Here is a 25042-nt window from a genome sequence, read left to right as displayed (position 1 = left end):
TCGCCCGCCGCTCCAACGAACGAGGGAGAGACATATGACACGGCTTGCTGTGGTTCTGACGGAAGCTTTCGCGGATTGGGAAGTCGGACAGCTGATGGCTTCCGCCCGCACCGAATTCGGCTTCGACGTGGTGACGGCGGCGCCGGGCGGTGCGGAGGTCCGTTCCATGGGCGGCCTGCGCGTGACGCCCGATACGGCGGCCGAAGCGCTCGGGGCCGGAGCTTTCGACGGGCTCGTGCTGTGCGGCGGGATGATCTGGGAGACCGAAAAGGCGCCGGATCTGAAGCCCGTCATCGACGATTTCATGGCCCGCGGCAAACTGGTCGCGGGGATCTGCGGCGCGACGTTGGCGCTCGCCAAGGCGGGCGCGCTGAACAATGCCGCGCATACGAGCAACGCCCTGCGTTTTATTGCCGACCTCCCCGGCTATTCCGGACATCGACATTACAAGGACGTGCCGGCCGCGGTGCGCGACGGAATGCTGGTCACCGCTCCAGGTTCGGCGCCCACCACCTTCGCCGCCGAAATCTACCGGGCGCTCGACTTCCGCAACGAGGATCTCGACCAGTATCTCCTGATGTTCGGCGCGGAGCACCAGCCGAAGGCGGCGTGAGGCTCAGGCGGCCGTCTCTCCAGCCGCTCTCGACAGTATCTCTTCCGCCCATTGGTTGAGGCTCTTGCCGGCTAGCTCCGCCGCCTTGGCCGCACGTGCATGGACTTCTGGGTCGACACGGAACATCATCTTGCCCGAATAGGACCTATGCGGTTCCTTGCCCAGCTTGCGGCAGGTTTCGATATAGTCGTCGACGGCCTTGTGGAAAGCCTCCTTCAGGCCATCCACCGTATCGGCATGAAAGCCGACGACATCCGAAATTCCGGCGATGTTTCCAAAGAAAATCTCACATTCGGCATCAAACTCGACGCGAGCGGCATAGCCTTGGTAATTCATCACGTTCATGGTTCTATTCCCAACGCCTGCAGGAAGCGGCGTGGGTCCTTGATCTGATAGCGCTTCGCCTCCTTCGGCGGATGCGGTCGATGGAAGAGTGCCAACTGACCATCTTTGTCGAAGCGGACGCGCGAACCGTTGCCTTCGATGACCGCACATCCCACTACGATAAGCTGACTCTCGACATCGGTACGGGGTCACGAAAGATCGCTTCCAATGTCTTCCGCTGCCGGCCGTTCATGCCGGCAAGATATGCGGATGCTATCACTTTTTGCAAGCATCACCGGCTCGGCACCGCCTTCAAATACGCAGCGATGGCTTCGAGGTCGCTTTTCGGCAGATGCGCGAGGCTCCGCTGGACCTCAGCCATCGACCCGCCAACCGTGTCGAAGTCCGGAGTGAAGCCGGTTTCGAGGTAGTTGGCGATGTCGGACTCGCTCCAGGAGCCGACGTCTTTCCCTGCCGGGGTGATATTCGGGATGCGGCCCCGGCCCTCCGGGTTGGGGGCGCCTGCAAGCCACATGTCCGGCTCGAAGCCGCCAAGTGTGTTGCGCGGCGTATGGCATTCGCCGCAATGGCCCGGGCCTTCAACGAGATATTGGCCGCGCTTCAGCTTGTCATCGGCGTTGGCGAGCACAATTCGGGGCGCGTCGTTGAAATAAAGGAACTTCCAGCCGCCGAGTGCAAGCCGGATATCATAAGGGAACGGCAGTTGGTGCGGCGGTGCGACATTGCCGCTTTTGGGCAACGTCTTGATGTAACCGAAAAGGTCGTTGACGTCCTTGTCGCTCATGCGCGCATAGGAGCCGTAGGGGAAGGACGGATAGAGGTGCTGGCCACCGGGGGCGATGCCGCGCTTCATGGCATTGCCGAATTCGGCGAGCGTCCAAGAACCGATGCCGGCCTTCTCGTCCGGCGAGATATTCGGAACGTGGAAAGTGCCAAAGGGGCTTCTCAGCGCAAGCCCGCCGGACAGCGTCAGCTTGGCGTCGCCTTGGGAACCCGGCGCGGCGTGACAGCCGACGCAGCCGCCGGCCCAGAAGACCGTCTCGCCGTTCTTCACATCCGGCTGTCCGAGAGCGGCCCAATGACTTTCCGGCAAAGGGTTCGGCGCCGTGACGAAATAGAAGGCCGCACCGCCGAGGACGACGACGCCGACGAGACAGAGCACAAACCGGATGAATCTGCGGACCATGCCGCTCCCCTTTTCAGCGACTGCCACGGCCTAAGATAAACCGGTCCGCACCTGCGGCAAGGCAGGCGCGGCCGGCGGATCGGATTAGGGACGGCCTGTGGCTCAATCCGTCTTTATGCGGTAATTCTCATGACAGCCGCCGCAATTGGCGCCGAGCGTCTTCAGCGCGCCGCCGACGCCGGCGGCATCGGCCGGCAGCTGGGCGAGAATCTTATCGGCATCGCTACCAAGCTTTGCGGCGCGTGCCTTGAAGTCATCCATTTTCTCCCAGATCTTCGGGCTCGCCGCCTTGTCGCCGGTTTCCGTGCCCGGCTTGAACTGGTCGGGGAAGACCTTGGCTGTCTCGGAGATCGTCGTCAGCGCTGCCTTCACCACCTCGGCATCATAGGGTTTTTCGCCCTTGGCGATTGCCGTCATGGCGCCGGCGGAGCCGCCGACCTTCTTCATCAACGCCGAGCGCGATTCGTGCGTGCCTTCCTGCGCAAGAACCGACGTCACCCCCATGCCGGCGACGAGCACAGCCGCCGCAATTGCTTTGAATTTCATAGATCAACTCCTCTTCGATACCGAGGTCTTTCGAAGACCGGCACCTGACATTCGCGGCCGCATGATGGCAAATTTATACAGGGCGAGAAGTAACAAGTGGGTGATATGACAAGGAATTCAAAATGGTAAAGCGGGCGCATGGCTTATCCCTCACCAACGAAATCCAAGCTTGGCCGGAGGCCAAGGACAAGATTTCATATCCTCTCCCACAGCGGGAGAGGAAGGGACGCCGAACGCGCCGCACGTTCCTCTCCCCTTATGGGAGAGGAAGCAATTTCAACATTTAGCCGCAAGCCAAGTGTTAGAAATTGCAGGTGAAGGGATCTGTCGGCAAGCCTCAGGCCGCCATCTTCCACCCGTGCCAGGCCGTCAGCAGCGAAACGGCGATCAGCAGCGCCCCGGCGGCGCGGCCGACGACGATGGTGGCGCCGGGATTGGAGATCAGCAGCGTGCGGCTTCGCGAGGCGGTGAGTGCCACTGCGCCGTAGATCGCGAACTGGGTGGCGAGCGTCATGGTGCCCATGATCAGCCCCTGAAGCCAGATCGGTCCGTAGACGGGTTTGAGGAACTGCGGATAGACGGCGAGCATGAAGAGATAGGCCTTCGGGTTGATGAGGCAGGTGATGGCGCCCTGCCGGAAAGCGCGCCAGCCGGAGCGTACGCTCCCCTCCCCGACTGTATCCACCGTGATCGAGCTGCGGATCAGGGTGAAGCCGATCCAGATCATGTAGGCGGCGCCCAGGAAAAGCAGCGGGTTGAAGAGCGAGGGCAGCAGGCTCGCGAGGATGCCGACGCCGACCGCTCCGTAAATCGAATGCACCGCGCCGCCGGCCATGATGCCGGCCGTTGCCGCCATGCCGCGGCGGCGGCCGCCGGTCAGGGAATTCGCGAGCACGAAGAGCATGTCCATGCCCGGCACGATGATGATGCCGAAGAGCAGGGTGAAGTAGAGCCAGAGGTTTTCCGTGTAAGTCATGTCAGTTGTCTGCCTTCGAGCTGGCGGCCGTTTTTCGCGGACCGCCTTGGATTTCAACAGGATTTGCAGGTGCTATACCGAAACACAACTGACAGTGTATTGTCAGGAGCCTTGGAGGAGACCGGCAAAAAATGCGCAAGGCGTCACGCCTTTTCGAAATCATCCAGATCCTGCGACTGGCGAAGAAGCCGGTGACGGCGCAGGCGATGGCGGACGCGCTGGAAGTGACCATGCGCTCCATCTATCGCGATATCGCCGCACTGCAGGCGATGCGCGTGCCGATCGAGGGCGGGCGCGGCATTGGCTATATCATGCGCCCCGGCTTCGACCTGCCGCCGCTGATGTTTTCGATCGAGGAGATGGAGGCGATCGTGCTGTCGCTGGCGCTCTTGGAGCGCACCGGCGACGCGGAGCTGAAGCGGGCGGCCAAGCGCGTGAACCACAAGATCGCCAGCGCGGTGCCGGTGCCGCTCCGCCAGGCGATGGAAAACAAAGCGCTCTTTGCCTGGGGCACCGTCGCGCCGCCGCCTGCCGGCTTCGATCTCGGTATGGTGCGCCGAGCGATCCGCGACGAGCAGAAGCTGGCACTTCACTACCGCGACGAACTGGGACGCGCCACCGAGCGCACCATCCGCCCGATCGCGCTGATCTACTATTCGCACTATGCCAACATCGTCGGCTGGTGCGAACTGCGCCAGGCGATCCGCAATTTCCGCAGCGACCGCGTCGAGCATTGCGAAACGGCAAACGCCTTCTTCCGGGGGGAAGGCGACGGGCTGCGGGAAGAATGGATGAACGGCTGGGCGGAAAGGCCGTTTGCCGCCTCGTCCTAACATCAGGACAAGGCCCTGCCGGCGATGCGTCAGACGGCGACGGCGGCGACGAGCAGGATCAGGCTGATCAGGCCGAAGACGGCGCGGAAGACATGGGAGCGCTCCCAGCGGTCACGCAGAACCGTCCAGTCCGGCGCTTCGACCTCCCCATGGGACCTGAAGCTGAAAAAGCGTTTCCGGGCGCCTTCCAGCTGATTTTCCTTAAGCCAGAAATTGTTGACCGGATGCGTCACCATCCAATAGATCGCATGCATGGCGAGCAGCGCCACGAAGGCGCCGGCGGTCAGCCAGTAGGTGCCGCTGAAGGGCGGCGTCAGCACGATCAGCGCCAGGATCATGATCAGGCCAAGCGGCTCGGTTACGCCGCCGAAGGTAAAGCCGGGATAATAGATGGGCTGCACGGCGAGGTACTGCTCCTTCGTCAGCCGCATCTTGCCCGGCAGTTCCAGCGCGTGGGCAAGGGCGAGCGCCATGGCGACGGCGACGACGAGGACGGTCAGTATTTCAAGAGCCTGGAACATCGGCATGGCCTCCTGAAGTCTCATGACTAACTTTTCAGGAGAGGCATCGGTTCCATCCGGCGGGTAACGATGACGTCTCTACAGCGCCAGCGTGCGGCATTCCTCGCGGCCGAAACCGCGGATTTCGAGGCGGTCTTCGAAGACCTCGACGAGCGCGAAAGCATTTTCCTTCTCGGTGTCGACCATGCCCTTGAAATTGACGAAGTGGCAACCGCCGGTCCTGCCGTAGTTGCCGGCGTGGTTGTGGCCGCAGAAATAGGCAACGGCGTTGTCATGGCCGGAGAGCCGGCCGACAATGCGCTCCCGGTCCCACATGTCGTGCTCGTTCGGCGGATAGACGGGATAGTGGTTCATCACGATCACGCGGCCGCCGGCCGCTTCCGCCGCCTCCAGTTGGGCCGCAAGCCATGCGAACTGCTCGTCGCTGAGCGATGCATTCCAGCGATGGGCGTTAATCGCGCCCGTTGCCGCCAGCGCCGCCAGCCGCTCGGCCGCAAGCTCGCGGTGCGGGTGGCCTTCCGGCGGCGCGGAGGTGCTGACTTCGCTGCCGTTCAAAACGACGAAGCGCCAGCCGTGGTGCGAGAAGGCGTAATAGGGCGATGGCATGCCGACGCGGGCGGAAACAAGGGCAAGACGCTCGACCGGGACCGCGAAATCGTGATTGCCGAGCAGGAACAGGTTCTCGTGCCGGAGCTTTTCGTAGACCGGCAGGATATCGTCGAAGCTCTCCCAAATGCCGTCGATGAGATCGCCGAGCGTCATCACGAAGCTCAGTTCCTCGCCGTTGAACACCTCGATCGCCTCGGCGAGCTTTGCGAGGCTGTTGGCATAATAGCGGTCCATCGCGACATTCGGCGCGATCGCTGCATATTGCGGGTCGGCGATGATGCCGAAGCGGAAAAGGGGAAAATCGGAAGAGGGCATGGCGGTTGCATTAGGAGCGTCGGGTGACAGGGCTGTGACAGTGTGGCGGCGATGTATTCATACCGGCAAAGCTTGCGCGGACGGTCCTGCTACAACAGGCACCCTGCCCGACTTGATCGTAAAGACGAAAACACCCGGCGCTTTTGACGCCGGGTGCAAAATCCGTTTCGCGATGAGCCGCTTACTTCGTAGCTTCTTCGTAGCGCTCCAGGACGTAGTCCCAGTTGATCAGGCTGTCGATAAAGGCTTCGAGGTATTTCGGGCGGGCGTTGCGGTAGTCGATGTAGTAGGAATGCTCCCAGACATCGACGCCGAGGATCGGGGTGGCGCCGTGCACGAGCGGGTTTTCGCCGTTCGGCGTTTTGGAGATTTCGAGCTTGCCGTTCTTGACGGAAACCCAGGCCCAGCCGGAGCCGAACTGGGTGGCGCCGGCATTGGCGAAATCGGCCTTGAACTTGTCGTAGCCGCCGAGGTCGGAGGCGAAGGCCGCTTCCAGCTTGCCCGGCAGCTTGTTGCCGCCGCCGCCCTTTTTCATCCACTTCCAGAAATGGACGTGATTGTAGTGCTGGGCAGCATTGTTGAAGAGGCCGGCATTGGTGCCGAAGGACTTCTTCACGACCTCTTCGAGCGAAAGATCGGCGAGGCCTGCTTCAGCCGCGAGCTTGTTGCCGTTGTCGACGTAAGCCTTGTGGTGCTTGTCATGGTGGAACTCCAGCGTCTCCTTCGACATGAAAGGTGCGAGAGCTTCGTAGTCGTACGGGAGTGCGGGCAATTCGAAAGCCATTGTAGATCTCCTCTTGGCAATAGATTGCGGGATCGGCAGGTGAGGCGGAACATAGGAGCGGAAACGGAGGGTGGCAACGGTGGAAACATCAAAAAAAGGCCGCCTCCGAGGAAAATTTGCCTCGCCCGCAGATCTAGCTTCGGCGGCCAAAATCGCCCATCATCGGCATGCAGCCGCGCTTCCGGCAAACACCATGGCCCAAGGGAACCAAGATGCAGAGGAATAATATCCGTCTTTCCGCAGCGATCCTCGTTTTTTTGACCGCAGGCGGCGCCCAGGCGTCCTCCGACGAGGCATGGAAGGAATTTGCCGCTGATGTGGAGGCCAAGTGCAGGCAAGCGGCGGCCGCATCCATCGCGGATGCGGGGCGGTCGTCGATCCGTTCGGCAGCGAGCATTACGGGCTGGCGCTGGTGACGGGCAGGCCGAAAGGCGCCAACGGCTTCGTCACCCATATCTGCGTTTACGACAAACAATCGAAAGCCGTGGAAATCGGCAGCGAACTGGACACGCCGACCCTCAACCTGCTTCCGGAAGAGTAAGGCGCGCCGCCCGCCCGGCATACCTCCAGCGGCGTAAGCGATCCGCTGCTTTTGCGGGCCTTGTTTTCGCCGGGATTTTAATGGTTTCTTAACAGGATACCACCGGGAGGAAACCCATGGCGCTCGGCGCATCCCATCGCCTGCAGGACGGCATCGACGCCGTCGAAACAATGACGCGTTTCGCGTTCGCCGTCCTAGCGCTCGCATCCGGCGTCTACACGTATCTCGGCGTGCGCAGCATCCTCGACGGTTCGGCGACGGCCGTCTTCTTCGCCGCCCTCATCTATTCCAGCGCGGTCTCGGTGGCAATCTATGCCTTCTGGACCTACATGGCGCGCTTCTATCCGCATGTGACGGGTGCCGCGGGACGCGGTGCGATGCTGGGCGTCATGGCCCTCGGCTGTGCGATGATCATCGCCATGTCGAGCTGGCTGAACGCGGCAGCACTCGCGGGCTCGGCCGCACTCGAACAGCATCTTGCCGAGACGCTGGAGGATTACACCGCCGACCTCGACAAGGCGCATCAGAACGCCCTGGCGGCGCAAAGCCTGCTGCCGGACATCCAGCGCACGCAGGAGCGATTCGAGCGGCTGGCCGACCAGGAGCGGGAAACCGGCGCGCTGACCGGCACGACCGGCGCCGGCAGCGTCGTGCAGCTTCTGTCGCAGATGGCATCGCAGCTGACGGAGCTCGAAAACGGCATCACTGCCTCGCGCGAGCGCGTCACCTCGCTGTTCGACGAAGGCCGCAAGCACCTGGGAACGATGCGCACGCTGGTTTCGGCACCGGGCGCCATCGATCCGCGCGCCGACCAGTTCGCCGCCGAAGTCGTCGGGCTTTCCGGCGTCATCACCTCGCTGGAGCAGACCTCCATCGCGCCGTCGGTGAAGCGGGCGGCGGAAGACCTTTCGCTCGGCTTCATCGCCCCCGTCGCCGATGGCCGCGAGGCGGATCTTGCCACAAGGCAGGATCAGGTCATGGAGACGATCCGATCCTCGGTCGCGGCGCAATCCAAGGTGCTGTCACAGGCCGCCGACCAGATCCTTTCGCGCCAACCGGTCGCCGAACGGCGGTTCGTGCCGCTCTCCTCGGCCGAAGCGGTGTTGCGCTATGCGTCCGACTTCATCCCGAGCTGGGCCGGCGCAATCTCGATCGATATCCTGCCGGCGGTGCTGATCTTCATGCTGTCGATCGTCCACTCGACGTTGCGGCGCCAGGAACAGCGCCTGCCGTTTGCCGAGCGCATCACCGCGGCAGAGCTTCTGCAGGCGCTGGAGGTGCAGCGGGCCGTCCGGCTGAGCGGCGTCGATCTCGAAACCGCGCTCGCCGAGGCAGAGAAAAGCGAAACGCCGGACCAATCGAACATTGCGAGCTTCGATCTTTCCGGCAAAGGCCCGAGGAAGGGACCGCCTGCATGAGGCTGGAGACTGCAGGACGGCGGCTGAAAGAATACGTGCTTTCGGCAGATGACGGCGCGCTGATGCGGCATGTTTTCCACGCCCTGCTTTCTGCGGCGATCGTGCTTGCCGTCATCGACTGGCGCGAAATCAGCGCCGCCAATGCGAAACTTCCGGGCTTCGACCCGGCGCAGCCGGAGACGATGCCGGTGCTGCCGCCGGCGCTGACGGAGGGCGGGCCGCAGGCAGCACCCTCCGAGATCACCACCGGCATCGAGCTCCTCAAGCAGCCGATCCGCTTCGAGCTCAAGCCGGGTGGCGTGCTTCTGGCGCAAGGGGCGATCGAGTCGGGTGCGGCCGCCCGCTTCGAAAAGGAGATCGCGGCGCGCGGCGAATATGTAAAGACCGTTTCGCTGGATTCGCCGGGCGGCGCCGTCGGCGATGCGCTGGCGATGTCGAAGCTCATCCGCGAACGGAAGATCGGCACAAGGGTGGCGGGCGGCGCGCTCTGCGCCTCCTCCTGCCCGATCATCATGGCCGGCGGCGTGACCCGCGAGGCCGAGAACGGCGCCGTCATCGGCGTGCATCAGGTCTTCAACGGTTCGAAGGAGAAGCTTTCGCCGGAGCGCGCCATGTCAGAGGCGCAGCGCACGACAGCCGACGTCACCCGCCATCTCGGCGAGATGGGCATCAAGCCCGGCCTGTGGCTGCATGCGATGGAGACGCCGCCCGACCGGCTCTATTATCTGACGCCGGAAGAAATCAGAAAATTCGCGCTGGCGACGGCGCCGGAAAAGGTGGCGGCCCGGAAGACAAAATAAAGCCGGGGCAACATTTCGTCCCGGCTTCGCCAATCTCAGCGTTTACCGATCGCTGCGCCGCTCAGAAGCTGCTGCGCTCGTAGCGGTCATAGCGGTCATAGCGGTCGTGGCGGCCCCAGTCACGGTCGCGGTCGTGGCGATGGTGACGCGGGCGCTCCCAACCCCAACCCCAGCGCTGGGGCGGCGGACCCCAGTAACGCGGCGGCGGGCGGTAGAAGCGCGGGCGGCATTCGCCCCAGCGGGTCAGACGCCAGCCCGGGCCGCAGGCATAGTCGACCTTGGTGATGGCAGACGGGGCGGCGGGTTCGGCATGCGCCGGCGCCATCGGCATCGCTTCGGCGGAAACTGCCGAAAGGCCTCCGATAACGAGCGCTGCTGCCAGCGAGATAATCTTCATTGCGTGTCTCCATAAATCCAGCCGAAGCGAGATTTAGCCCCGCGGCCCTGAACCGATAATGAATTGCCCGTTCATCAACGCGCAGGCATCAACGCGCAGGCGTGGGCAGAACGCGCGAGGTCTTCACCGGGTGGATTTCCGGCCACGCCGGATTGTCCGGCGCCGGCTTGGAGCCGATTGCCGATACCGATACGACGATCGCGGTTACAGCCGAGAAGAGCACGAGTACATGGGTCATAGCTTCCGATCCTCAATGGTTGGTTCCCAGCCACAGGGGCGCAAACTGATGCGGGAGGATGAACGAAAGCCTAAGCGGTATGGTTAAGGTCAGAATTATGTAGCAAAATTCCACAGTTCGAATCAGAACGCCAAGGCTCTTCATCCCGCGGCGAGAAAGAGCCTCTTCCTTTTATTTTCCGCGACGATTGCAGCTTCGACCTGGCTGAAGAAATCCTCGGGAATGAACCCGCAATCAACGCGTTGGGATCATCAGGCCGTGGACGAAAGTCATAGCCGGGCCAGATAAAGCGGTTCAATTGGGTTAGCCGCAGCCAATGGCGCGCACCGTCCAGACCAACGCGTAATCCCTCTACAAGAAATAAGTGGTGGACAGTCTCGATATCCATCAGATTCGTTAGCGGGCGGCACGAGAATGATGATCACAAATAAAAGGCCTTATCGCGCGCGACTTGGGAAGGAACTTTTCTCGCCCGCCATGTGTTGATTGGGGAAGCCGCCGGTTCGGGGACTTTTATGACGCTTGATTTCATCTTCTTCGTGCTGGTCGGTTTCTGCGCGCAAATCGTCGACGGCGCACTCGGCATGGCGTTCGGGGTGCTCTCGACGACGAGCCTCCTGGCGCTTGGCGTGCCGGTCGCCAATGCCAGCGCGATGACGCATGTGGCGGAGATCTTCACGACCGCGGCGTCGGGCGCATCGCATGTCTATCACCGCAATGTCGACTGGAAGCTCGTGGTGCGGCTGGCGCCTGCGGGCATGATCGGAGGGGCGGTCGGGGCCTATATTCTCGCCAATGTCGACGGCAAGGCGATCGAGCCCTTCGTTTCGGCCTATCTGATCGCGGTCGGCCTCATCATTCTCTTCAAGGCGTTCCAGCCGCGCTGGCCGCGCGACGTCAAGGACTGGATCGTGCCGCCCGTCGGGCTTGGCGGCGGTGTGCTCGACGCGATCGGCGGCGGCGGCTGGGGTCCGATCGTTACCAGCACGCTCGTCGGCCGCGGGCACGATCCGAAAAAGGTGATCGGCTCCACCAGCCTCACCGAATTCGCAGTGACCACGATCATCTCGCTCACCTTCATCCTGACGCTCGGCTGGTCAGAGCTGAGCTCGGCGATCGGCCTCATCGTCGGCGGCGTAATCGCCGCGCCGCTCGGCGCGATGCTCGTCAGGCGCCTGCCGGTCAAGCCCTTGATGATCACCGTCTCGCTCGTCATCATCTCGACGACGGCGATGCGGTTTTTCTAGGGGATGAGCGGCACAGCCTTCCAAGATGTCGTCATCGCTTATTGCTTCGACGTTCGCGCCTTGCGTCGCTCACCCCCTCATCCGACCCTCCGGGCCACCCTCTCCCCTCGGGGAGAGGGCAGGGTGAGTGGCGGAATGCAGAGCTGTGATACCACTCCCACAACTAAGCTTCCCGCCCGAAATAAACCTCCACTGCAGCAAGCTTGCCGTTTTTGAAGCGCAGCGTTTCCATGTTGCGGAAGGCGCTGCCGTCGTGCTTTGCGGCACGGTAGCGGACGACGGCTTCCTCGCCGTCGATCGCCAGGAATTCGATCTCCATGCCGCGAAACGGCGGCGGTTCCGGCCAGCATCGGTCGAAATATTCGTGGCGGCCGATATGGTCGTCGCGCGGGCTGGAGAAGGTAAAATCGTCGCTCAGCATGTCCCGGACGATGTCCTTCCGGCCTTGGACATAGGCGTCGTAGAGGCCACGGACGGTTTCTTGACGGATCGTCATCGCAGTTCTCCTCCTCTTCAAATCCGATTGCAGATCGCAATCAGTTTATAGCAGAAAAGGACACCAGGCGCAAATCGCCGGACGGTTGCGGGCTCGATCCGTCCTTGGCACCGGAGCCGGCGGGGCGTAGGCTCGTGCCTCTTCCAAAATAGTACCCCTAGAGATCCCGACATGACAGAGACGCAGATGGACGCGGCGGACGCGGCGGCCGGGTCAGCCTACTGGAAACGCAACCTCGCCATTTCGCTGACCGGTTCCTTCACCACCATCGTGGCGATGACGCTGCTGCTTCCCTTCCTGCCGCTCTATGTCGAGGAACTCGGCGTCGGCGACCATGCGGCGATCGTGCAGTGGTCGGGCATTGCCTATGGCGCGACCTTCTTCGCCGCCGCGCTTGTGGCACCGCTCTGGGGGCGGCTCGGCGACATCTACGGGCGCAAGCTGATGCTGGTGCGCGCCAGTCTCGGCATGACGATCGCCATCTCGCTGATGGGCATGGCGGGGAACGTCTGGCAGCTGGTGGCGCTCAGGCTTTTCGTCGGGCTTGCGGGCGGCTATGCCTCGGGCTCCATGGTGCTGGTCGCGACGCAGACGCCGAAGGACCGCTCGGCCTGGGCGCTCGGGGTGCTGTCCTCGGGCATCATGGCGGGCAATCTCGTCGGTCCGTTGATCGGCGGGGCGCTGCCGCCCGTCATCGGCATCCGCGGCACGTTTCTCGCGGCAGGCAGCGTGATTTTCCTCGCGTTTCTCGCGACCGCCTTCCTGATCAAGGAGGAGAAGTCCCCTGCCCGCAAACAGGCGGCGAAAGCTAGCGGCGGCTGGCGCGCGATCCCGGACAAGGGCCCGGTAGTCGCCATGCTTGCGACCGGCCTGCTTTTGATGCTCGCCAACATGTCGATCGAGCCGATCATCACCGTCTATGTGGCGCAGCTGGTGGAGAACCAGGGGCAGGTGACGATGACCGCCGGCATCGTCATGTCGGCGGCGGCACTCGGCAGCATCCTTTCGGCGTCGCGCCTCGGCAAGCTCGCCGACCGGATCGGGCACTGGCCGGTGATCGCTGGTGCGCTTGCCGTTGCGGGCCTCCTCCTGGTTCCGCAGGCCTTCGTCACCGAGCCCTGGCAGCTGATCGTGCTGCGCCTACTGATGGGCATTGCGCTCGGCGGACTGCTGCCCTGCATCACCGCCGTCATCCGCCACAGCGTGCCGGACTGCGCCGCCGGTAGCATTCTCGGGCTTTCGATCTCGACGCAATATGCCGGCCAAGTCGCCGGACCCGTGCTCGGCGGATTCGTCGGCGGCCATATCGGCATGAGGGCGGTCTTCCTCGGCACCTGCGTGCTGCTCCTGGCGGGTGCGGCCTATGCGTGGATGGTGCGGCCGAGGGAGGACAACTTATGATAGTTCGTGGCGGAAGCCCCTCACCCTACCCTCTCCCGAGGGGAGAAGGTGCCCGAAGGGCGGATGAGAGGCGACACGGCAGATCAGGCCAATACTCACGCCAGCATGCGCACATTCGGCTCGCGGTACCAGTAGCGCTTGGCGGCAGCATCGAGGAATGCGCCGTCCAAGATGATCACGCCCTCATCCGGTTCGACGCCGGCCTTGTGAAGCAGGGGCAAGGCTTCCTGCGTGTAGCCGATCGCCTTCAGGTGCACGAAGGCATTCATCACCCATTGCACCGCGGCACCTTCCTTCAGCAAGATCCCGGTTCCTTCTCCGGATAGGAGAACCGCCACAGCGTCGAATATCTGCGACGGAGAACCTGCGAGCTGGCCATCGGCTTTTATGACGCTGCCGTCCGACAGCCTTACCTTCCCGACCTTCGGGGCAACGACAAAGGCCGTCGCATTCGCATCCTCGATCGAGTTCACCAGAGATTGCAGGGCGTGGGCGTCGCTGCCGTCGGCGATCAGGATGCCGATCTTACGGCCTTCGACCGTCTGCTTCATGTTCTTCTGGATCGAAAGCGCCGGCGAAGGGGCCATGTCGACCGGCTCGCGGGCGGCGGGATTCTTCTCTGGCAAGTCAATGCCGAGACCTTCGGCGACACGCTTGGCAAGCTCGGGATCGACGTTCAAGAGGTTACCGACCATGCGCGGCGGCACTTGCTTCAGGCCGACCTTGGAAAGCTCGAAGACGAAGGACGAGGCGATATGGGCCTGTTCCGAATGCGTCTGCGATTTCCAGAACAGCCGCGCCTGGCTGTAGTGGTCGGCGAAAAGTTCGGCGCGGATGCGCAGCTTGTCGCCCTGTTCCTCGGTTCCGGTTGCAGCTTTGAACGTCGGGAAGCCGGTTACGGGACATTCGCGTGGTCCGCCACCCTCGCCATGCGTCACAAGGCTGTTCGGCTCGTAATTGGCGCGGCCCGCCGGGACATTCATCTGCATCTGTCCGTCACGCTGGAAGTTCATGACCGGACATTTCGGCGCGTTGATCGGCAGCTGATGGAAATTCGCTGTGCCGAGGCGCGACTTCTGCGTGTCGAGATAGCTAAAGAGGCGCCCCTGCAGCAGCGGGTCATTGGTGAAATCGACGCCGGGCACGATATTGGCAGGGCAAAAGGCAACCTGTTCGGTCTCGGCAAAGAAATTGTCCGGATTGCGCTCCAGCACGAGGCGACCGACGATTTTCAGCGGCAGCACTTCCTCCGGGATGATCTTGGTGGCATCGAGCACGTCATAGGGCTGCTTGCCGGCGAAATCCTCGTCGAAAAGCTGCAGGCCGAGTTCCCATTCCGGGAAATTTCCGGCTTCGATCGCCTCATAGAGATCGCGGCGATGGAAATCGTTATCGGCCGCCTGCAGCTTCAGCGCCTCGTCCCAGACGGTCGATTGGAGACCGAGCTTCGGCTTCCAGTGGAACTTCACGAAGGTCGACTTTCCAGTCTTATCGATGAAACGGAACGTGTGGACGCCGAAGCCCTGCATCATCCGGAAGGAGCGCGGGATTGCGCGGTCGGACATCGCCCACATCAGCATGTGGGTGCTTTCGGGCATCAGCGACGCCCAGTCCCAGAAGGTGTCATGAGCGCTGCCGGCCTGCGGATAGGCACGGTCGGCCTCCATCTTCACCGCGTGGACGAGATCGGGAAACTTGATGGCATCCTGAATGAAGAAGACCGGGATATTATTGCCGACCAGATCCCAATTGCCTTCCTTCGTATAGAACTTGACCGCAAAGCCGCGAACGTCGCGCGGGGTGTCTACCGAACCGGCACCGCCGGCAACCGTCGAGAAGCGCACGAAGACCGGCGTCTTCTCGCCCTTGCGCTGGAAAAGGTCGGCCTTGGTGATGCCGGAAAGCGATTCCGTCAGTTCGAAATACCCGTGTGCCGCGGAACCGCGGGCATGGACGATCCGCTCCGGGATCCGCTCATGGTCGAAATGGAAGATCTTCTCGCGCAGCACGAAATCCTCGAGCAGCGTTGGGCCTCGCGTGCCCGAGCGCAGGCTGTTCTGATTGTCAGAAATCCGGATGCCCTGATTTGTGGTCAGGTGATCGAGGCCCTCGTGCGGACCTTTCTCGGGGATACGCTGATGCGTCTCGCCGCCATTGCCGCGGCTGGTATCGAACGGGTTGTCGGACATGATACGTCCCTCATTTTGCGTGATAGACGCCAAACGAGGACGGTGGGCTAATGTTCCTCCCGGGATGTCTGCAATCGAGCTCCGCCACCTTACCCCTGCTGAGCGCTTGAAATTCGCCGCGCGGCTGCGATACTCCCCTGAAGGAACTCGATCGATGACGCGTCACCTGCGAATCCTGGCTGTGTTGCTGACACTGTCGCTCATCAGTGCCGGACCGGCTGACGACGGACGCTGGTATGCTGGGGATTATTCCTTCTCCGATGAGCTTGGCGGCTTCCGCATCCTGTCAGTGACAGGCTCAGGTACAAAAACCGATCCGATCGAAATCAACGAGGAACTCGACTCGGCCAGCCCCGTCACGCTGGTGATCAGGGCCGCAAGGCCAATTCAATATCACGGGTTTCCCGAGGGGGCCTTCCACTTGCGCGTTGTCGCCCTGAACAAGAGCGGATTGGCCTGGATCGAGTTCGAATTCGAACTTCAAGAGATTCTCGGCAAACCAAGCGAGTTCTACGACGGTCTGTCGTTCGATCAGACCAACCCCAATCCGAACTTCATTTCGTCCAGCCGGTTTGCCCGTTTCGAGAACCGCTTCGAGAGCTTTGACCGGCTGCGCTTCACCAGCGGCCACGCTGATCCCCTTGACCGGCCGGCGTTTGGCTTTTTTATCACTGACGTCACGCCGGTTCCCGAGTTTTACTTGGTGCAGGACCCACGCGTACCTTTTTCGTGAGGACCCACCAAAACGCGGTCCCTGCACATGATCGCTACTCGCCGCTATGAGTGCGCCCGTGGGCCCAGTCCATGTAGAGATCGAGCGCCTTGCGGGTGACCGGGCCGTCTTCGAAATCGCGGCCGTCGAGGCGGTGGACGCCGACGATCTTGGAGTAGTTGCCGCTGGTGAAGATTTCGTCGGCATTCATGAAATCTTCGACGGAAAGCGCCACTTCGCGCACGTCGAAGCCTGCCTGGCGCAGCAGACCCATGACGCGGGCGCGGGTGATGCCGGCGAGGAAAGTGCGGTTGGCGGCAGGCGTGGAGACGACGCCGTCCTTGACCATGAAGATGTTGGAGGATGCCGTTTCGGCGACGTTGCCGTTCAGGTCGCGCATGAGGGCATTGTCGAAGCCGCGGCTTCGCGCTTCGGCGATGGCGCGGCCGCTGTTCGGATAAAGCCCGCCTGCCTTGGCGTCCGTCGTCGCCGTTTCCGGCGACGGACGGCGGAAGGGCGAGACGGTCAGCGACGAGCCGCTGTGGCCGCCCATCGGCGCTTCGAAAAGGCAGAGCGCGAAACGGGTCGATTCCGCATCGACGGAGACGACGCTACCCGGCGAGCCGTGCTCGCCCCAATACATCGGCTTGATGTAGATCGGCGTTTTGCCGTCGAATTTCCCGATCCCCTCCCAGGCAAGCGCCTCGATCTCCTCGGCCGCCTTCAGAGGCTTCAGGCCCATGTTGACAGCGGAGTGGTTGACGCGCTGGCAGTGCAGGTCGAGATCCGGCGCAATACCGTCGAACCAGCGGGCGCCGTCGAAGACCGTGGACGCAAGCCACATGGCATGCGAGGTCGGGCCGATCAGCGGCGGATTTCCGGGAAGCCACTCGCCCTCGACATGGGTCCAGGTGGCCGTGCGGGGCGATGTATCGACGGGCATGATCTTTTCCTCCCAAAAGTCGGAGAAGCAAAATCCTTCCCGGCAGGCAGGGTCAAGCGGAAATTCGGCCGCTCCTAGCGGACGCAACAAAAATGCCGCAGCCGGCCATGCCGCCGCAACAATCATGCGCGTCCGTCTGCATGAAAACGATGAGTGCATCAGCGAAAATGATCGAACGGTGTGTTGGTGCGAGATGCTTCCACGTGGCATCATAAAGGCGGAATCTCAAACAACAGAGCAGGAGGCCGTCCGATGAAAGCCATGTATTACGAAGCCTTCGAGCAGGCTCCAGACATCCGCACCGTGCCTGACCCCACGCCGAGCGAGGACGGCGTGGTCATCGCCATCGCCGCGACCGGCCTTTGCCGCAGCGACTGGCACGGCTGGATGGGGCACGATCCGGATATCCGCCTGCCGCATGTGCCGGGACACGAGCTCGCCGGAAAGATCGTCGCCACCGGCAGGGGCGTGATGCGCTTCAAGGCGGGCGACCGGGTGACCGTGCCCTTCGTTTCCGGCTGCGGCCATTGCAGCGAATGCCATTCTGGCAACCAGCAGGTCTGCCCGAACCAGTTTCAGCCCGGTTTCACGCGTTGGGGCTCGTTTGCCGAATATGTCGCGATCGACTATGCCGACACCAATCTCGTGCATCTGCCCAACAGCGTCGACGATGCTACGGCGGCAAGCCTCGGCTGCCGTTTCGCCACCTCGTTCCGCGCCGTTGCCGACCAGGCGCGCACCGGACCCGGCGAGTGGATCGCCATCCATGGCGCGGGCGGCGTCGGCCTTTCGGCAATCATGATCGCCAGCGCGCTCGGCGCCAATCCGATCGCGATCGACATTTCCGAGGAGAAGCTTGCCTTTGCGCGCGAATGCGGGGCAGTGGCGACAATCAACGCGGCGGCTGTCGCCGATGTCGCAGAAGCCGTGCGCGAGATCACCAAGGGTGGCGCGCATGTCTCGATCGACGCGCTCGGCCATCCCGTCACCTGCTTCAACTCGATCAAGAATCTCCGCCGCCGCGGCCGCCATGTGCAGATCGGGCTGATGCTCGGAGAGCATTCGACGCCGCAAATCCCGATGGCGCAGGTGATCAGCCATGAGCTGGAAATCTACGGCAGCCACGGCATGCAGGCCTGGCGCTACGACGCCATGCTCTCCATGCTTGCCGCCGGCAAGATTGCTCCGCAGAAGCTGATCGGCCGGACGATCAGCCTGGAAGAGGCGGTGCCGGCGCTGATGGCGATGGACAGGGCGGAAGGAACCGGGATCAGTGTGATTACGCGGTTCTGAAGAGGTGGTGCCATGCTGATCGCCCAGATAAGCGATATCCACGCCAGCCCCAGCAATGACAACCTTGCCCGGCTTGACAGGGCGATTTCCTGGCTGGCCACGGTGCAGCCGGATGTCGTCGTGGTGTCCGGGGATCTCGTCAACGGCGGCTGGCGGGAAGGCTACGTGCAGATAACTGCCGCGTTGCAAAGTCTCGCGTGCCGCACTTCATTCCTCCCCGGCAACGCGGACGACCGCACCGTCATGCGCGCGGCGATGCCCGAGGCCGCCTATTGGGCCGATGGCGAAAGAATGCATTTTGCCGAACGCCATGGCGCCGCGCTGATCGTCGGCCTCGACACATGCGTCGACGGACACGCCCATGGCGATGTCACGGAACATCTCCCGTGGTTGCGGCAGACTCTGGCGAGCGATCCGTCAGCCATACCGTTGCTCTTCATGCATCATCATGTCTTCCCTACCGGCATATCGCCTCTAGATGATGTCATGTGCGTAGGTGCGGATGCGCTGAGCGACCTGCTATCGAGCGGCATAAGACGCCCCATCGCAATCTGCAGCGGTCATGTCCATCGGCCAATGGCGAGCCTGATCGCAGGTATTCCGGCGTACATATCCGGCTCGATCTGTCCCGCCAATCCTTTGCTGCTCGATCCGTTACGCGAACCGCCTGTCACCGACCCTCCCGCCCTCATGATCCATGATCTTCGGAACGGCCGGCTGGTCAGCAGTCACGTTTCCGTCTGAGGCCCGGATCGAACTTGTTCCCATGGACGAGCGCACGGCAAGCCTCGCTATCAAAGCCATCGCCGATTACGGAAGGGGCCGAGGCCACCCGGCGCAGCTCAATCCCGCCGATTGCTTCTCCTATGCCTGCGCCAAGGCACTCGGCATTTCTCTCCTTTACAAAGGGCGCGATTTCGCAAAGACGGACCTAGCTGGACCGGCCTAGAGTCTTTCCCTCGACGCAGAGAACACCTGAGCCAAGCCATCCCATATCGCGCGGATGCGCGGGATATCGACCAGATTGGCGGGGGCAAGCATCCAGAGTTCGCGATCGGGCATGGCCTCGCCATAGTCGATCTCGACCAGAGCCGGGTTATGCTCGGCGACGAAGCGCGGAAGCATGGCGATGCCGAGCCCGGCGGCTGCGGCACTTGCCTGCACGATATTGCTGCTCGAGCGGAAGGTGAAGGCATCCCGGCCGAACCTCGTTTCCAACCAGCGGGCTTCGGCAACGCCATCGGTGTCCAGGTCAAATCCGATGAGCCGGGCTGGGCCGCTTTCATCAACAGTCTCGGCAGCCGCTTTCGATGCATAGAAGGCGTATCCGATCGTCGCCACACGCTTCCCGGTGAGATCGCTATCCTTCGGGTGTCCGAGCCGCAGTGCGATATCGGCTTCGCGCTGGGCAAGGCTATGCACGCGGATATCGGTGACGATTTCGAGTTCGACGTTCGCAAGCCCGCCCAGCACGTCACCGAGCCGCGGCGCGATGACGAGATCGGCGATGGAACGGGTCGTCGTCAGCCGCACACGGCCGCTCGGGCCATTCGTATAAGCCAGCCGGTCGCGGATCGCCGATGCAGCACTCTCCATGGCACCCGCCTCGGACAGGATCGCGGTTCCGTGGCGGCTGAGCTGATAGCCGTCGGCACGCCGCTCGAAGAGCGCGAAGCCGAGGACGCTTTCCAGCGCGGCGATGCGGCGTGCAACGGTCGCATGGTTGACCTTCAGCGCCCGCGCCGTCGCCGAGAGGCTGCGGTGCCTTGCCAGCGCCGCGAAAAAGCGCAAATCCTCCCAATCGACATCTGTGCGTTTTTGCTCAGTCATTGTGATACGATAGCGAGTATTCGCGCAGCGGGAAAGCGGTTAGCGTCCTTGGCGATCCATCCATCCAAGGAGATATGCCAATGGTTCCCCTCACCCTTCTTCAGCATGCGGGCGTCACGCCGAAAACCGCCGACTGGTCGAAGTCGGCCGTTGTCGTGATCGACGCGCAGAACGAATATGTGGACGGCGGACTGCCGCTTCACGGCGTCACGGCAGCCGTCGAAGAAATCCACGCACTGCTCGATGCCGCCCGGCGCGATGGCGTTCCGATCATTCATATTGTTCACCACGCCCCGGGCAGCGGCCTCTTCGCGACCGGCTCGTATGGTGCGGAGATCATTCCCGCGCTGACGCCTTCTGGCGGTGAGGCCGTTATCCCGAAGACGCTTCCCAATGCCTTTGCCGGAACCACGCTTGCCGCGGCTCTCGCAGCAATTGCCGAGCAGACCGGCCGCTCCGATGTGATCCTCGTTGGCTTCATGACGCATATGTGCATCAGCGCCACGGCGCGCGCGGCACTCGATCTCGGCATCAAGGCGACTGTCATCGCATCCGCTGCTGCGAGCCGCGATCTGCCGGACCCGCTCGGCGGCATGATCCCGGCCGAGACGGTACACCGAACGGCTCTGGCGGAGATTGCCGACCGTTTCGCGACGGTCGTCCCCGGCATTGAAACGATAGTCAACCGGCACGCAACGGTCTGAGTCCGGCAGATGCCGGCTTACGGCTTCTCCCGTTTCTCCTGCTCTTCCCTGTATTGCCTGACCGTTGCGGCGCGCTTCGCCTTTTCGGCTTTCGAAAGGGCACCGTCGCCGTCCTTGTCGTAGAAGTCGAAGGCGGAGAGGAGGAGCGTCCTGAACTCATCCTCCGTCAGCTTGCCGTCCTTGTTGGGGTCGAGCGCTATCAGGGCGGCGACGCGATCCGCGCCGCTCAATCCATAAGCCAACGCCGCTTGCGGCAGCGGTGGCGATGTCAGCGCTTCGTCGAGTGTCACGATACCGTCGCCGTTACGATCAAAATTCGCGAAGCGGGCCTCCATGCCAAGTTCGACCTGTTCGCGGCTTTCGTAGAGGTTGGCGAGCTTGTATTCGTCGAGCGTCATGCTCCCGTCGGCATCGAGATCGCCGGCGAAGAATGGCATCGCGTCGGCGGCCCTTTGGCGCGCGGCGTCGACCTGCCGGAGCCTGTCGATATCGCCTTGATCCAAAGTACGGTCGGCGCCGGTGTAGACCGCAAACGGCTCGAGATGCTCGGACACATACCCGTCGCGCGTATTGCCCATGCCCTCCACAAGAAAAATCGGCGGAGCAGCCGGCGTCCCGGCCCGTGCTGGCATTGCGGCGGCCGACAGACAGATTGCGGCAAAGACGAAACCGGCTCTCATGAATCCCTCCAAGCCATGAGCGGACATCAATAATGCAACCCATTCGTGCAGCAATTCGAAGACAGCTGCAACACGCCGCATACAAGTCGCCAAGAATTGCTGCTAAGCATGACGCGCTTGAACCATCGTCGCATCACGGAAACGGGACAATAACAGGAGGTGCCTCATGGCCTGGTCCGCCAGCCAATATGTGAAGTTCGAGGATGAGCGGACACGCCCGGCGCGCGATCTCCTGGCGCAGGTGCCGCTGGAGCGGGTCGAACGCGCGATCGATCTCGGCTGCGGGCCGGGAAATTCGACCGAACTCATCATCGACCGCTACGGCAAGGAAGGCGTGTCCGGGCTCGACAGCGACCTCAACATGCTGGAGGCCGCGCAGAAGCGGCTTCCAGGCACTGCCTTCACCGAGGCCGACCTTGCGATCTGGCAGCCGGAGGAGCCCGCCGATCTGCTCTTCGCCAATGCCGTCTTCCAATGGCTGCCCAACCATCTCGACATCTTCGACCGGCTGATGGACGGCCTTTCCAAGGGCGGTGTACTGGCCGTGCAGATGCCCGACAATCTCGGCGAGCCGACACATCTGCTGATGGAGGAAAGCGCCCATGCCGGACCATGGAAGACGGCGTTCGAAAAGAAGAGCGTGCGCCGCAACCCCCTTCCGCCGCCGCCGGCCTATTACAGCCGCCTGATCGGCAAATCCGCGCGCGTCGATATCTGGCACACGATCTACAACCACCCGATGGCGAACGCCGGGGCGATCGTCGAATGGGTGAAGGGAACGGGTCTGATGCCCTACCTCGCCCATGCCGGCGAGGAACACCGCGAGGCATTTCTTGCGGATTATCTTGCGCGTGTAGAGAGAGCCTATCCGAAGATGGCGGACGGGCGGGTGCTGCTGCGCTTCCCGCGGCTGTTTCTGGTGGCGGTGAAGGGTTAGTAGTGCGCCGGTACGCAAAGTCGCCGCGCTGTGCCGCCAGCATCTCGCGCAGTGGTATATGCTTCCTGTCAACGTTAGCCCGTCTCCCCGAGGGATAGCTTGGTAGGGCAGCACCTACAGATTCCCTCATTCCTGTGCCTGTCACAGGAATGAGGGAAGAATATATGACAGTGCCAGTCGGCAACCTCGTGTTTGCCGCAGCCTCGCCTGAGATTGAAGCGCTTGGAATGTTTCCCCTCAACTGACCTGATGAGGGAGGGCTAGTAAGCGGCCTGCGCAAGGCCACCGGCCACGCTTGCGGTAGCGCCCGGCGGCCTTATATTCCGGCGCTGACAATCACGGAGCGCGATCCCCATGCCAAATGCCAAGCCCACGCCGCCCACCACTCTGGTCATCTTCGGGGCGACCGGCGACCTTACCCGACGGCTTCTCGTTCCGGCGATCATCAATCTCACCCGCGGCGCTATGGTCGGCGACGATCTCGACATTCTCGGCATCGGCATCGAGCCCGGCGACGACGAGACGCTGCGGGGGCGACTGGACGATTTCCTGGCCGGCCTCGGGGATGGCGAACCGCTCGTCAAGGATCCAGCCTGGGCACGGCTGCGGCAGCGGATCAGCTATATTTCCGGTGATTTCACCGGCGAGGGAATCTATCTGGAGATCGCCAAGCGCCTGTCTTCGGCGCCGAGCGGCAATGCGGCCTTCTATCTCGCCGTGCCGCCGCGCTTCTTCGGTGGGATCGTGGAGAAGCTCGCGGGTCACGGACTCGCCGCCGAGAACGAGAACACCTTCCGCCGCATCGCCATCGAAAAGCCCTTCGGAACGGACCTCGCCTCAGCGCGGGCGCTCAACGCGCAGATCCTGAGCAACGTCGACGAGAGCCAGATCTACCGGCTCGACCATTTCCTCGGCAAGGAGACCGTCCAGAACCTGCTCACGGCGCGTTTTGCGAACATGATGATCGAATCGCTGTGGAACAGCCGCTATATCGATCATGTGCAGATCACGGCGGCCGAAACCGTCGATGTCGGCAGCCGCGGCGCCTTCTACGACGCGACGGGGGCGCTGCGCGACATGGTGCCGAACCACCTGTTCCAGCTGCTCGCCATGATCGCCATGGAGCCGCCGAACAGCTTCGACGCCGAAGCGATCCGCAACGAGAAGAGCAAGGTGCTGAAGGCGCTGCGCGTCTATACGCCAGAAGAAGCGGCAGCACACGGCGTTCGCGGCGTCTATTCCGGTGGGTGGCTGAACGGCGCGGAAATCCCCGCCTATCACGAGACGCCGCAGGTGGCGCCGGACAGCAAGACCGAGACCTTCGTGGCGCTGAAGCTCTATGCCGACACCTGGCGCTGGGCGGGCGTGCCCTTCTACCTGCGCACCGGCAAGGCGATGACGGCGCGCGACACGGAGATCGTCGTGACATTCCAACCCGTGCCCTTCGCACAGTTCCGCGAGACCGACGTCACGCGGCGCCTGCCGCCGAACAAACTGGTCATCCAGGTGCAGCCGGACGAAGGCATGAGCCTGGAGATATCGATCAAATCGCCCGGGCTTTCGGTCGACACCGTGCCGGTTTCGCTGGACTTCCGCTATGCCGACCAGTTCGACATCGGCAAGATGACCGGCTACGAATCCCTCATCTACGACCTGCTGATCGGCGACCAGACGCTGTTCCAGCGCGCCGACGGCATCGAAGCCGGCTGGGCGGCGGTGCAACCTTTCCTCGACCTATGGGCGAAGGGCGGAGACCCGGAAGCCTACGCCCCCGGCAGCATGGGCCCTGCCTGCGCCGACGGCCTCATCGAACGCGACGGACGGCACTGGCATGGGCTTGGCGTGCTGCAGGCGAAGAAAAAATGAGCCGCAAGTGAAGATTCAAGCAGAAACAGACTGGTTTCCACCCTGCAGCCGGCGACCCGGTTCGGTCCGGTGAAGATAGACCGCAAAAGTATCCCACGGCGGTGAAATGGAAAGCTGAGAAAGTATCCGGCCGACCTCGCCCCGGTGGTAACCCCCGTGCAGCACAACGTGCGTAAGCATCTCCTCTCTCGTCATGTATCCCTTGTCGCCATCCGTAAAGGCGAACTGAACAGCCTCGGAAAGATCCGCAGTCGTAACCTTCCCGACATAGTCCAAATACCACTGATCGGAAGCCTTCACCGCCGCATCCAGTACGTCTAGCGTCGGAGTTTCGATTGTATTGTCGGACGTATAGTGATGCCGAGCGCCGCTCAGATGAGCAGCAAATATTTGGGCGACGACATAATAGTGGTTAATGAGCCGCAAGGCCGTATGAATTTCTGCCTTATGCCTCTCCCGGTCGAGCGTTGCCAACTTACCGAATAGGTCACGGTTGGCCCATGCATGATAGCCATACAAAGTATGAAGCAATGTGCTCATTGTCGGACTCCCTTAAAATTCCTAGAATGCGAGTGATATGCTCATATTCTGTCTGGAGACGTTCTGTTGTCTACTCGCATTG

The 25042-nt window shown here is 62.5% G+C and carries 29 protein-coding genes and 1 pseudogene; 14 read left to right on the top strand and 16 right to left on the bottom strand.

Annotated features, from left to right (window positions below):
* Positions 1 to 34: 34 nt before the first annotated feature.
* A complete protein-coding gene (locus tag N2599_RS03420) occupies positions 35 to 613 on the top strand; it encodes a type 1 glutamine amidotransferase family protein (protein WP_027507580.1) in 579 nt (192 codons plus the stop codon).
* Positions 614 to 616: 3 nt separating this feature from the next.
* Here the strand turns inward: N2599_RS03420 and N2599_RS03415 are convergent, their stop codons facing one another.
* From N2599_RS03415 to N2599_RS03395, 5 genes are all read right to left on the bottom strand, one after another.
* Positions 617 to 958, bottom strand: coding sequence for a type II toxin-antitoxin system HicB family antitoxin (locus N2599_RS03415; protein WP_027507581.1), 342 nt, complete (start codon positions 956 to 958; stop codon positions 617 to 619).
* Positions 955 to 1113, bottom strand: a complete 159-nt coding sequence (locus tag N2599_RS03410; protein WP_244915058.1) for a type II toxin-antitoxin system HicA family toxin — start codon at positions 1111 to 1113, stop codon at positions 955 to 957. The genes N2599_RS03415 and N2599_RS03410 overlap by 4 nt, the downstream gene beginning before the upstream one ends.
* A gap of 116 nt (positions 1114 to 1229) precedes the next feature.
* Entirely contained in the window at positions 1230 to 2144 is a 915-nt protein-coding gene (locus tag N2599_RS03405) for a cytochrome c (protein WP_027507582.1), read from the bottom strand.
* A gap of 102 nt (positions 2145 to 2246) precedes the next feature.
* The gene (locus N2599_RS03400; RefSeq protein WP_027507583.1) at positions 2247 to 2690 is read right to left on the bottom strand and encodes a c-type cytochrome; all 444 of its coding nucleotides are present in this window, start codon (positions 2688 to 2690) and stop codon (positions 2247 to 2249) included.
* Positions 2691 to 3027: 337 nt separating this feature from the next.
* Positions 3028 to 3666: a LysE family translocator gene (locus tag N2599_RS03395; RefSeq protein ID WP_027507584.1), complete on the bottom strand. Its 639-nt coding sequence runs from the start codon at positions 3664 to 3666 to the stop codon at positions 3028 to 3030.
* A 131-nt stretch (positions 3667 to 3797) separates the two neighbouring features.
* Between N2599_RS03395 and N2599_RS03390 the strand changes: the two genes are divergently transcribed.
* Positions 3798 to 4499, top strand: coding sequence for a helix-turn-helix transcriptional regulator (locus N2599_RS03390; protein ID WP_027507585.1), 702 nt, complete (start codon positions 3798 to 3800; stop codon positions 4497 to 4499).
* A gap of 29 nt (positions 4500 to 4528) precedes the next feature.
* On the opposite strand, the gene N2599_RS03385 is transcribed toward N2599_RS03390, so the two are convergent.
* The 3 genes from N2599_RS03385 to N2599_RS03375 form a co-directional block, all read right to left on the bottom strand.
* Positions 4529 to 5044, bottom strand: a complete 516-nt coding sequence (locus tag N2599_RS03385; protein WP_244915057.1) for an anthrone oxygenase family protein — start codon at positions 5042 to 5044, stop codon at positions 4529 to 4531.
* 54 nt (positions 5045 to 5098) lie between these two features.
* Entirely contained in the window at positions 5099 to 5944 is an 846-nt protein-coding gene (locus N2599_RS03380) for a metallophosphoesterase (RefSeq protein ID WP_027507587.1), read from the bottom strand.
* A 181-nt stretch (positions 5945 to 6125) separates the two neighbouring features.
* Positions 6126 to 6728: a superoxide dismutase gene (locus N2599_RS03375; RefSeq protein WP_027507588.1), complete on the bottom strand. Its 603-nt coding sequence runs from the start codon at positions 6726 to 6728 to the stop codon at positions 6126 to 6128.
* Positions 6729 to 6940: 212 nt separating this feature from the next.
* Here N2599_RS03375 and N2599_RS03370 point away from each other — a divergent pair.
* From N2599_RS03370 to N2599_RS03360, 3 genes and pseudogenes are all read left to right on the top strand, one after another.
* A pseudogene (locus tag N2599_RS03370) lies at positions 6941 to 7269 on the top strand (hypothetical protein).
* A 116-nt stretch (positions 7270 to 7385) separates the two neighbouring features.
* Positions 7386 to 8687, top strand: a complete 1302-nt coding sequence (locus N2599_RS03365; RefSeq protein WP_027507589.1) for a hypothetical protein — start codon at positions 7386 to 7388, stop codon at positions 8685 to 8687.
* Positions 8684 to 9487, top strand: coding sequence for a COG3904 family protein (locus tag N2599_RS03360; protein WP_027507590.1), 804 nt, complete (start codon positions 8684 to 8686; stop codon positions 9485 to 9487). Before N2599_RS03365 ends, N2599_RS03360 begins: the two co-directional genes overlap by 4 nt.
* Before the next feature lie 61 nt (positions 9488 to 9548).
* Here the strand turns inward: N2599_RS03360 and N2599_RS03355 are convergent, their stop codons facing one another.
* Together N2599_RS03355 and N2599_RS03350 are read right to left on the bottom strand one after the other, a co-directional pair.
* Positions 9549 to 9884, bottom strand: coding sequence for a GCG_CRPN prefix-to-repeats domain-containing protein (locus N2599_RS03355; protein ID WP_027507591.1), 336 nt, complete (start codon positions 9882 to 9884; stop codon positions 9549 to 9551).
* Positions 9885 to 9972: 88 nt separating this feature from the next.
* The gene (locus tag N2599_RS03350) at positions 9973 to 10122 is read right to left on the bottom strand and encodes a hypothetical protein (protein ID WP_156915188.1); all 150 of its coding nucleotides are present in this window, start codon (positions 10120 to 10122) and stop codon (positions 9973 to 9975) included.
* A gap of 515 nt (positions 10123 to 10637) precedes the next feature.
* Between N2599_RS03350 and N2599_RS03345 the strand changes: the two genes are divergently transcribed.
* A complete protein-coding gene (locus N2599_RS03345; RefSeq protein ID WP_027507592.1) occupies positions 10638 to 11369 on the top strand; it encodes a sulfite exporter TauE/SafE family protein in 732 nt (243 codons plus the stop codon).
* Positions 11370 to 11532: 163 nt separating this feature from the next.
* Here the strand turns inward: N2599_RS03345 and N2599_RS03340 are convergent, their stop codons facing one another.
* A complete protein-coding gene (locus N2599_RS03340) occupies positions 11533 to 11865 on the bottom strand; it encodes a nuclear transport factor 2 family protein (RefSeq protein WP_037140622.1) in 333 nt (110 codons plus the stop codon).
* Between the two features lie 171 nt (positions 11866 to 12036).
* On the opposite strand from N2599_RS03340, the gene N2599_RS03335 reads away from it, so the two are divergent.
* A complete protein-coding gene (locus N2599_RS03335) occupies positions 12037 to 13266 on the top strand; it encodes a multidrug efflux MFS transporter (RefSeq protein WP_027507594.1) in 1230 nt (409 codons plus the stop codon).
* 95 nt (positions 13267 to 13361) lie between these two features.
* On the opposite strand, the gene N2599_RS03330 is transcribed toward N2599_RS03335, so the two are convergent.
* Entirely contained in the window at positions 13362 to 15455 is a 2094-nt protein-coding gene (locus N2599_RS03330; protein ID WP_027507595.1) for a catalase, read from the bottom strand.
* On the opposite strand from N2599_RS03330, the gene N2599_RS03325 reads away from it, so the two are divergent.
* Entirely contained in the window at positions 15454 to 16188 is a 735-nt protein-coding gene (locus N2599_RS03325; RefSeq protein ID WP_260307802.1) for a hypothetical protein, read from the top strand. The two genes, N2599_RS03330 and N2599_RS03325, sit on opposite strands and share 2 nt — an antisense overlap.
* A gap of 34 nt (positions 16189 to 16222) precedes the next feature.
* Here the strand turns inward: N2599_RS03325 and N2599_RS03320 are convergent, their stop codons facing one another.
* Positions 16223 to 17110 carry a branched-chain amino acid aminotransferase gene (locus tag N2599_RS03320; RefSeq protein ID WP_027507597.1) on the bottom strand — a complete coding sequence of 296 codons (888 nt, stop codon included), beginning with the start codon at positions 17108 to 17110 and terminating at the stop codon, positions 16223 to 16225.
* 252 nt (positions 17111 to 17362) lie between these two features.
* On the opposite strand from N2599_RS03320, the gene N2599_RS03315 reads away from it, so the two are divergent.
* From N2599_RS03315 to N2599_RS03305, 3 genes are read left to right on the top strand one after another with little or no spacing between them, the layout of a single operon-like run.
* Positions 17363 to 18403, top strand: a complete 1041-nt coding sequence (locus N2599_RS03315; RefSeq protein ID WP_027507598.1) for a zinc-dependent alcohol dehydrogenase family protein — start codon at positions 17363 to 17365, stop codon at positions 18401 to 18403.
* 12 nt (positions 18404 to 18415) lie between these two features.
* Positions 18416 to 19147: a metallophosphoesterase gene (locus N2599_RS03310; RefSeq protein ID WP_027507599.1), complete on the top strand. Its 732-nt coding sequence runs from the start codon at positions 18416 to 18418 to the stop codon at positions 19145 to 19147.
* 22 nt (positions 19148 to 19169) lie between these two features.
* The gene (locus N2599_RS03305) at positions 19170 to 19352 is read left to right on the top strand and encodes a PIN domain-containing protein (protein WP_051336420.1); all 183 of its coding nucleotides are present in this window, start codon (positions 19170 to 19172) and stop codon (positions 19350 to 19352) included.
* On the opposite strand, the gene N2599_RS03300 is transcribed toward N2599_RS03305, so the two are convergent.
* Positions 19349 to 20233, bottom strand: coding sequence for a LysR family transcriptional regulator (locus N2599_RS03300; protein WP_027507600.1), 885 nt, complete (start codon positions 20231 to 20233; stop codon positions 19349 to 19351). The genes N2599_RS03305 and N2599_RS03300 overlap by 4 nt on opposite strands.
* Positions 20234 to 20313: 80 nt before the next feature.
* On the opposite strand from N2599_RS03300, the gene N2599_RS03295 reads away from it, so the two are divergent.
* Complete coding sequence (locus N2599_RS03295; protein ID WP_027507601.1) at positions 20314 to 20937, top strand: cysteine hydrolase family protein; 624 nt, start codon at positions 20314 to 20316, stop codon at positions 20935 to 20937.
* Positions 20938 to 20954: 17 nt separating this feature from the next.
* On the opposite strand, the gene N2599_RS03290 is transcribed toward N2599_RS03295, so the two are convergent.
* A complete protein-coding gene (locus N2599_RS03290) occupies positions 20955 to 21617 on the bottom strand; it encodes a CREC-EF hand family protein (protein ID WP_167333878.1) in 663 nt (220 codons plus the stop codon).
* A 166-nt stretch (positions 21618 to 21783) separates the two neighbouring features.
* Here N2599_RS03290 and tam point away from each other — a divergent pair, with 166 nt between their 5' ends.
* Together tam and zwf are read left to right on the top strand one after the other, a co-directional pair.
* Entirely contained in the window at positions 21784 to 22554 is a 771-nt protein-coding gene (tam, locus tag N2599_RS03285) for a trans-aconitate 2-methyltransferase (protein WP_027507603.1), read from the top strand.
* A 354-nt stretch (positions 22555 to 22908) separates the two neighbouring features.
* The gene (gene zwf / locus N2599_RS03280) at positions 22909 to 24420 is read left to right on the top strand and encodes a glucose-6-phosphate dehydrogenase (RefSeq protein WP_037140635.1); all 1512 of its coding nucleotides are present in this window, start codon (positions 22909 to 22911) and stop codon (positions 24418 to 24420) included.
* A gap of 15 nt (positions 24421 to 24435) precedes the next feature.
* Here zwf and N2599_RS03275 read toward each other — a convergent pair whose 3' ends face one another.
* Positions 24436 to 24960 carry a DinB family protein gene (locus N2599_RS03275; protein WP_027507605.1) on the bottom strand — a complete coding sequence of 175 codons (525 nt, stop codon included), beginning with the start codon at positions 24958 to 24960 and terminating at the stop codon, positions 24436 to 24438.
* Positions 24961 to 25042: the final 82 nt, after the last annotated feature.

Origin of the sequence: Rhizobium sullae (assembly GCF_025200715.1) — a bacterium.
Lineage (GTDB): Bacteria > Pseudomonadota > Alphaproteobacteria > Rhizobiales > Rhizobiaceae > Rhizobium > Rhizobium sullae.
Note: the sequence above shows the minus strand (reverse complement) of the source record. Positions and strands in the feature narration are given on the sequence as shown.

Bases quoted from the DNA above. Each gene is read 5' to 3' on its own strand.
- N2599_RS03420 (WP_027507580.1), top strand. From the start codon at position 35: ATGACACGGCTTGCTGTGGTTCTGACGGAAGCTTTCGCGGATTGGGAA.
- N2599_RS03415 (WP_027507581.1), bottom strand. From the start codon at position 958: ATGAACGTGATGAATTACCAAGGCTATGCCGCTCGCGTCGAGTTTGAT.
- N2599_RS03405 (WP_027507582.1), bottom strand. From the start codon at position 2,144: ATGGTCCGCAGATTCATCCGGTTTGTGCTCTGTCTCGTCGGCGTCGTC.
- N2599_RS03400 (WP_027507583.1), bottom strand. From the start codon at position 2,690: ATGAAATTCAAAGCAATTGCGGCGGCTGTGCTCGTCGCCGGCATGGGG.
- N2599_RS03395 (WP_027507584.1), bottom strand. From the start codon at position 3,666: ATGACTTACACGGAAAACCTCTGGCTCTACTTCACCCTGCTCTTCGGC.
- N2599_RS03390 (WP_027507585.1), top strand. From the start codon at position 3,798: ATGCGCAAGGCGTCACGCCTTTTCGAAATCATCCAGATCCTGCGACTG.
- N2599_RS03385 (WP_244915057.1), bottom strand. From the start codon at position 5,044: ATGAGACTTCAGGAGGCCATGCCGATGTTCCAGGCTCTTGAAATACTG.
- N2599_RS03380 (WP_027507587.1), bottom strand. From the start codon at position 5,944: ATGCCCTCTTCCGATTTTCCCCTTTTCCGCTTCGGCATCATCGCCGAC.
- N2599_RS03375 (WP_027507588.1), bottom strand. From the start codon at position 6,728: ATGGCTTTCGAATTGCCCGCACTCCCGTACGACTACGAAGCTCTCGCA.
- N2599_RS03365 (WP_027507589.1), top strand. From the start codon at position 7,386: ATGGCGCTCGGCGCATCCCATCGCCTGCAGGACGGCATCGACGCCGTC.
- N2599_RS03360 (WP_027507590.1), top strand. From the start codon at position 8,684: ATGAGGCTGGAGACTGCAGGACGGCGGCTGAAAGAATACGTGCTTTCG.
- N2599_RS03355 (WP_027507591.1), bottom strand. From the start codon at position 9,884: ATGAAGATTATCTCGCTGGCAGCAGCGCTCGTTATCGGAGGCCTTTCG.
- N2599_RS03350 (WP_156915188.1), bottom strand. From the start codon at position 10,122: ATGACCCATGTACTCGTGCTCTTCTCGGCTGTAACCGCGATCGTCGTA.
- N2599_RS03345 (WP_027507592.1), top strand. From the start codon at position 10,638: ATGACGCTTGATTTCATCTTCTTCGTGCTGGTCGGTTTCTGCGCGCAA.
- N2599_RS03340 (WP_037140622.1), bottom strand. From the start codon at position 11,865: ATGACGATCCGTCAAGAAACCGTCCGTGGCCTCTACGACGCCTATGTC.
- N2599_RS03335 (WP_027507594.1), top strand. From the start codon at position 12,037: ATGACAGAGACGCAGATGGACGCGGCGGACGCGGCGGCCGGGTCAGCC.
- N2599_RS03325 (WP_260307802.1), top strand. From the start codon at position 15,454: ATGATACGTCCCTCATTTTGCGTGATAGACGCCAAACGAGGACGGTGG.
- N2599_RS03330 (WP_027507595.1), bottom strand. From the start codon at position 15,455: ATGTCCGACAACCCGTTCGATACCAGCCGCGGCAATGGCGGCGAGACG.
- N2599_RS03320 (WP_027507597.1), bottom strand. From the start codon at position 17,110: ATGCCCGTCGATACATCGCCCCGCACGGCCACCTGGACCCATGTCGAG.
- N2599_RS03315 (WP_027507598.1), top strand. From the start codon at position 17,363: ATGAAAGCCATGTATTACGAAGCCTTCGAGCAGGCTCCAGACATCCGC.
- N2599_RS03310 (WP_027507599.1), top strand. From the start codon at position 18,416: ATGCTGATCGCCCAGATAAGCGATATCCACGCCAGCCCCAGCAATGAC.
- N2599_RS03305 (WP_051336420.1), top strand. From the start codon at position 19,170: ATGGACGAGCGCACGGCAAGCCTCGCTATCAAAGCCATCGCCGATTAC.
- N2599_RS03300 (WP_027507600.1), bottom strand. From the start codon at position 20,233: ATGACTGAGCAAAAACGCACAGATGTCGATTGGGAGGATTTGCGCTTT.
- N2599_RS03295 (WP_027507601.1), top strand. From the start codon at position 20,314: ATGGTTCCCCTCACCCTTCTTCAGCATGCGGGCGTCACGCCGAAAACC.
- N2599_RS03290 (WP_167333878.1), bottom strand. From the start codon at position 21,617: ATGAGAGCCGGTTTCGTCTTTGCCGCAATCTGTCTGTCGGCCGCCGCA.
- tam (WP_027507603.1), top strand. From the start codon at position 21,784: ATGGCCTGGTCCGCCAGCCAATATGTGAAGTTCGAGGATGAGCGGACA.
- zwf (WP_037140635.1), top strand. From the start codon at position 22,909: ATGCCAAATGCCAAGCCCACGCCGCCCACCACTCTGGTCATCTTCGGG.
- N2599_RS03275 (WP_027507605.1), bottom strand. From the start codon at position 24,960: ATGAGCACATTGCTTCATACTTTGTATGGCTATCATGCATGGGCCAAC.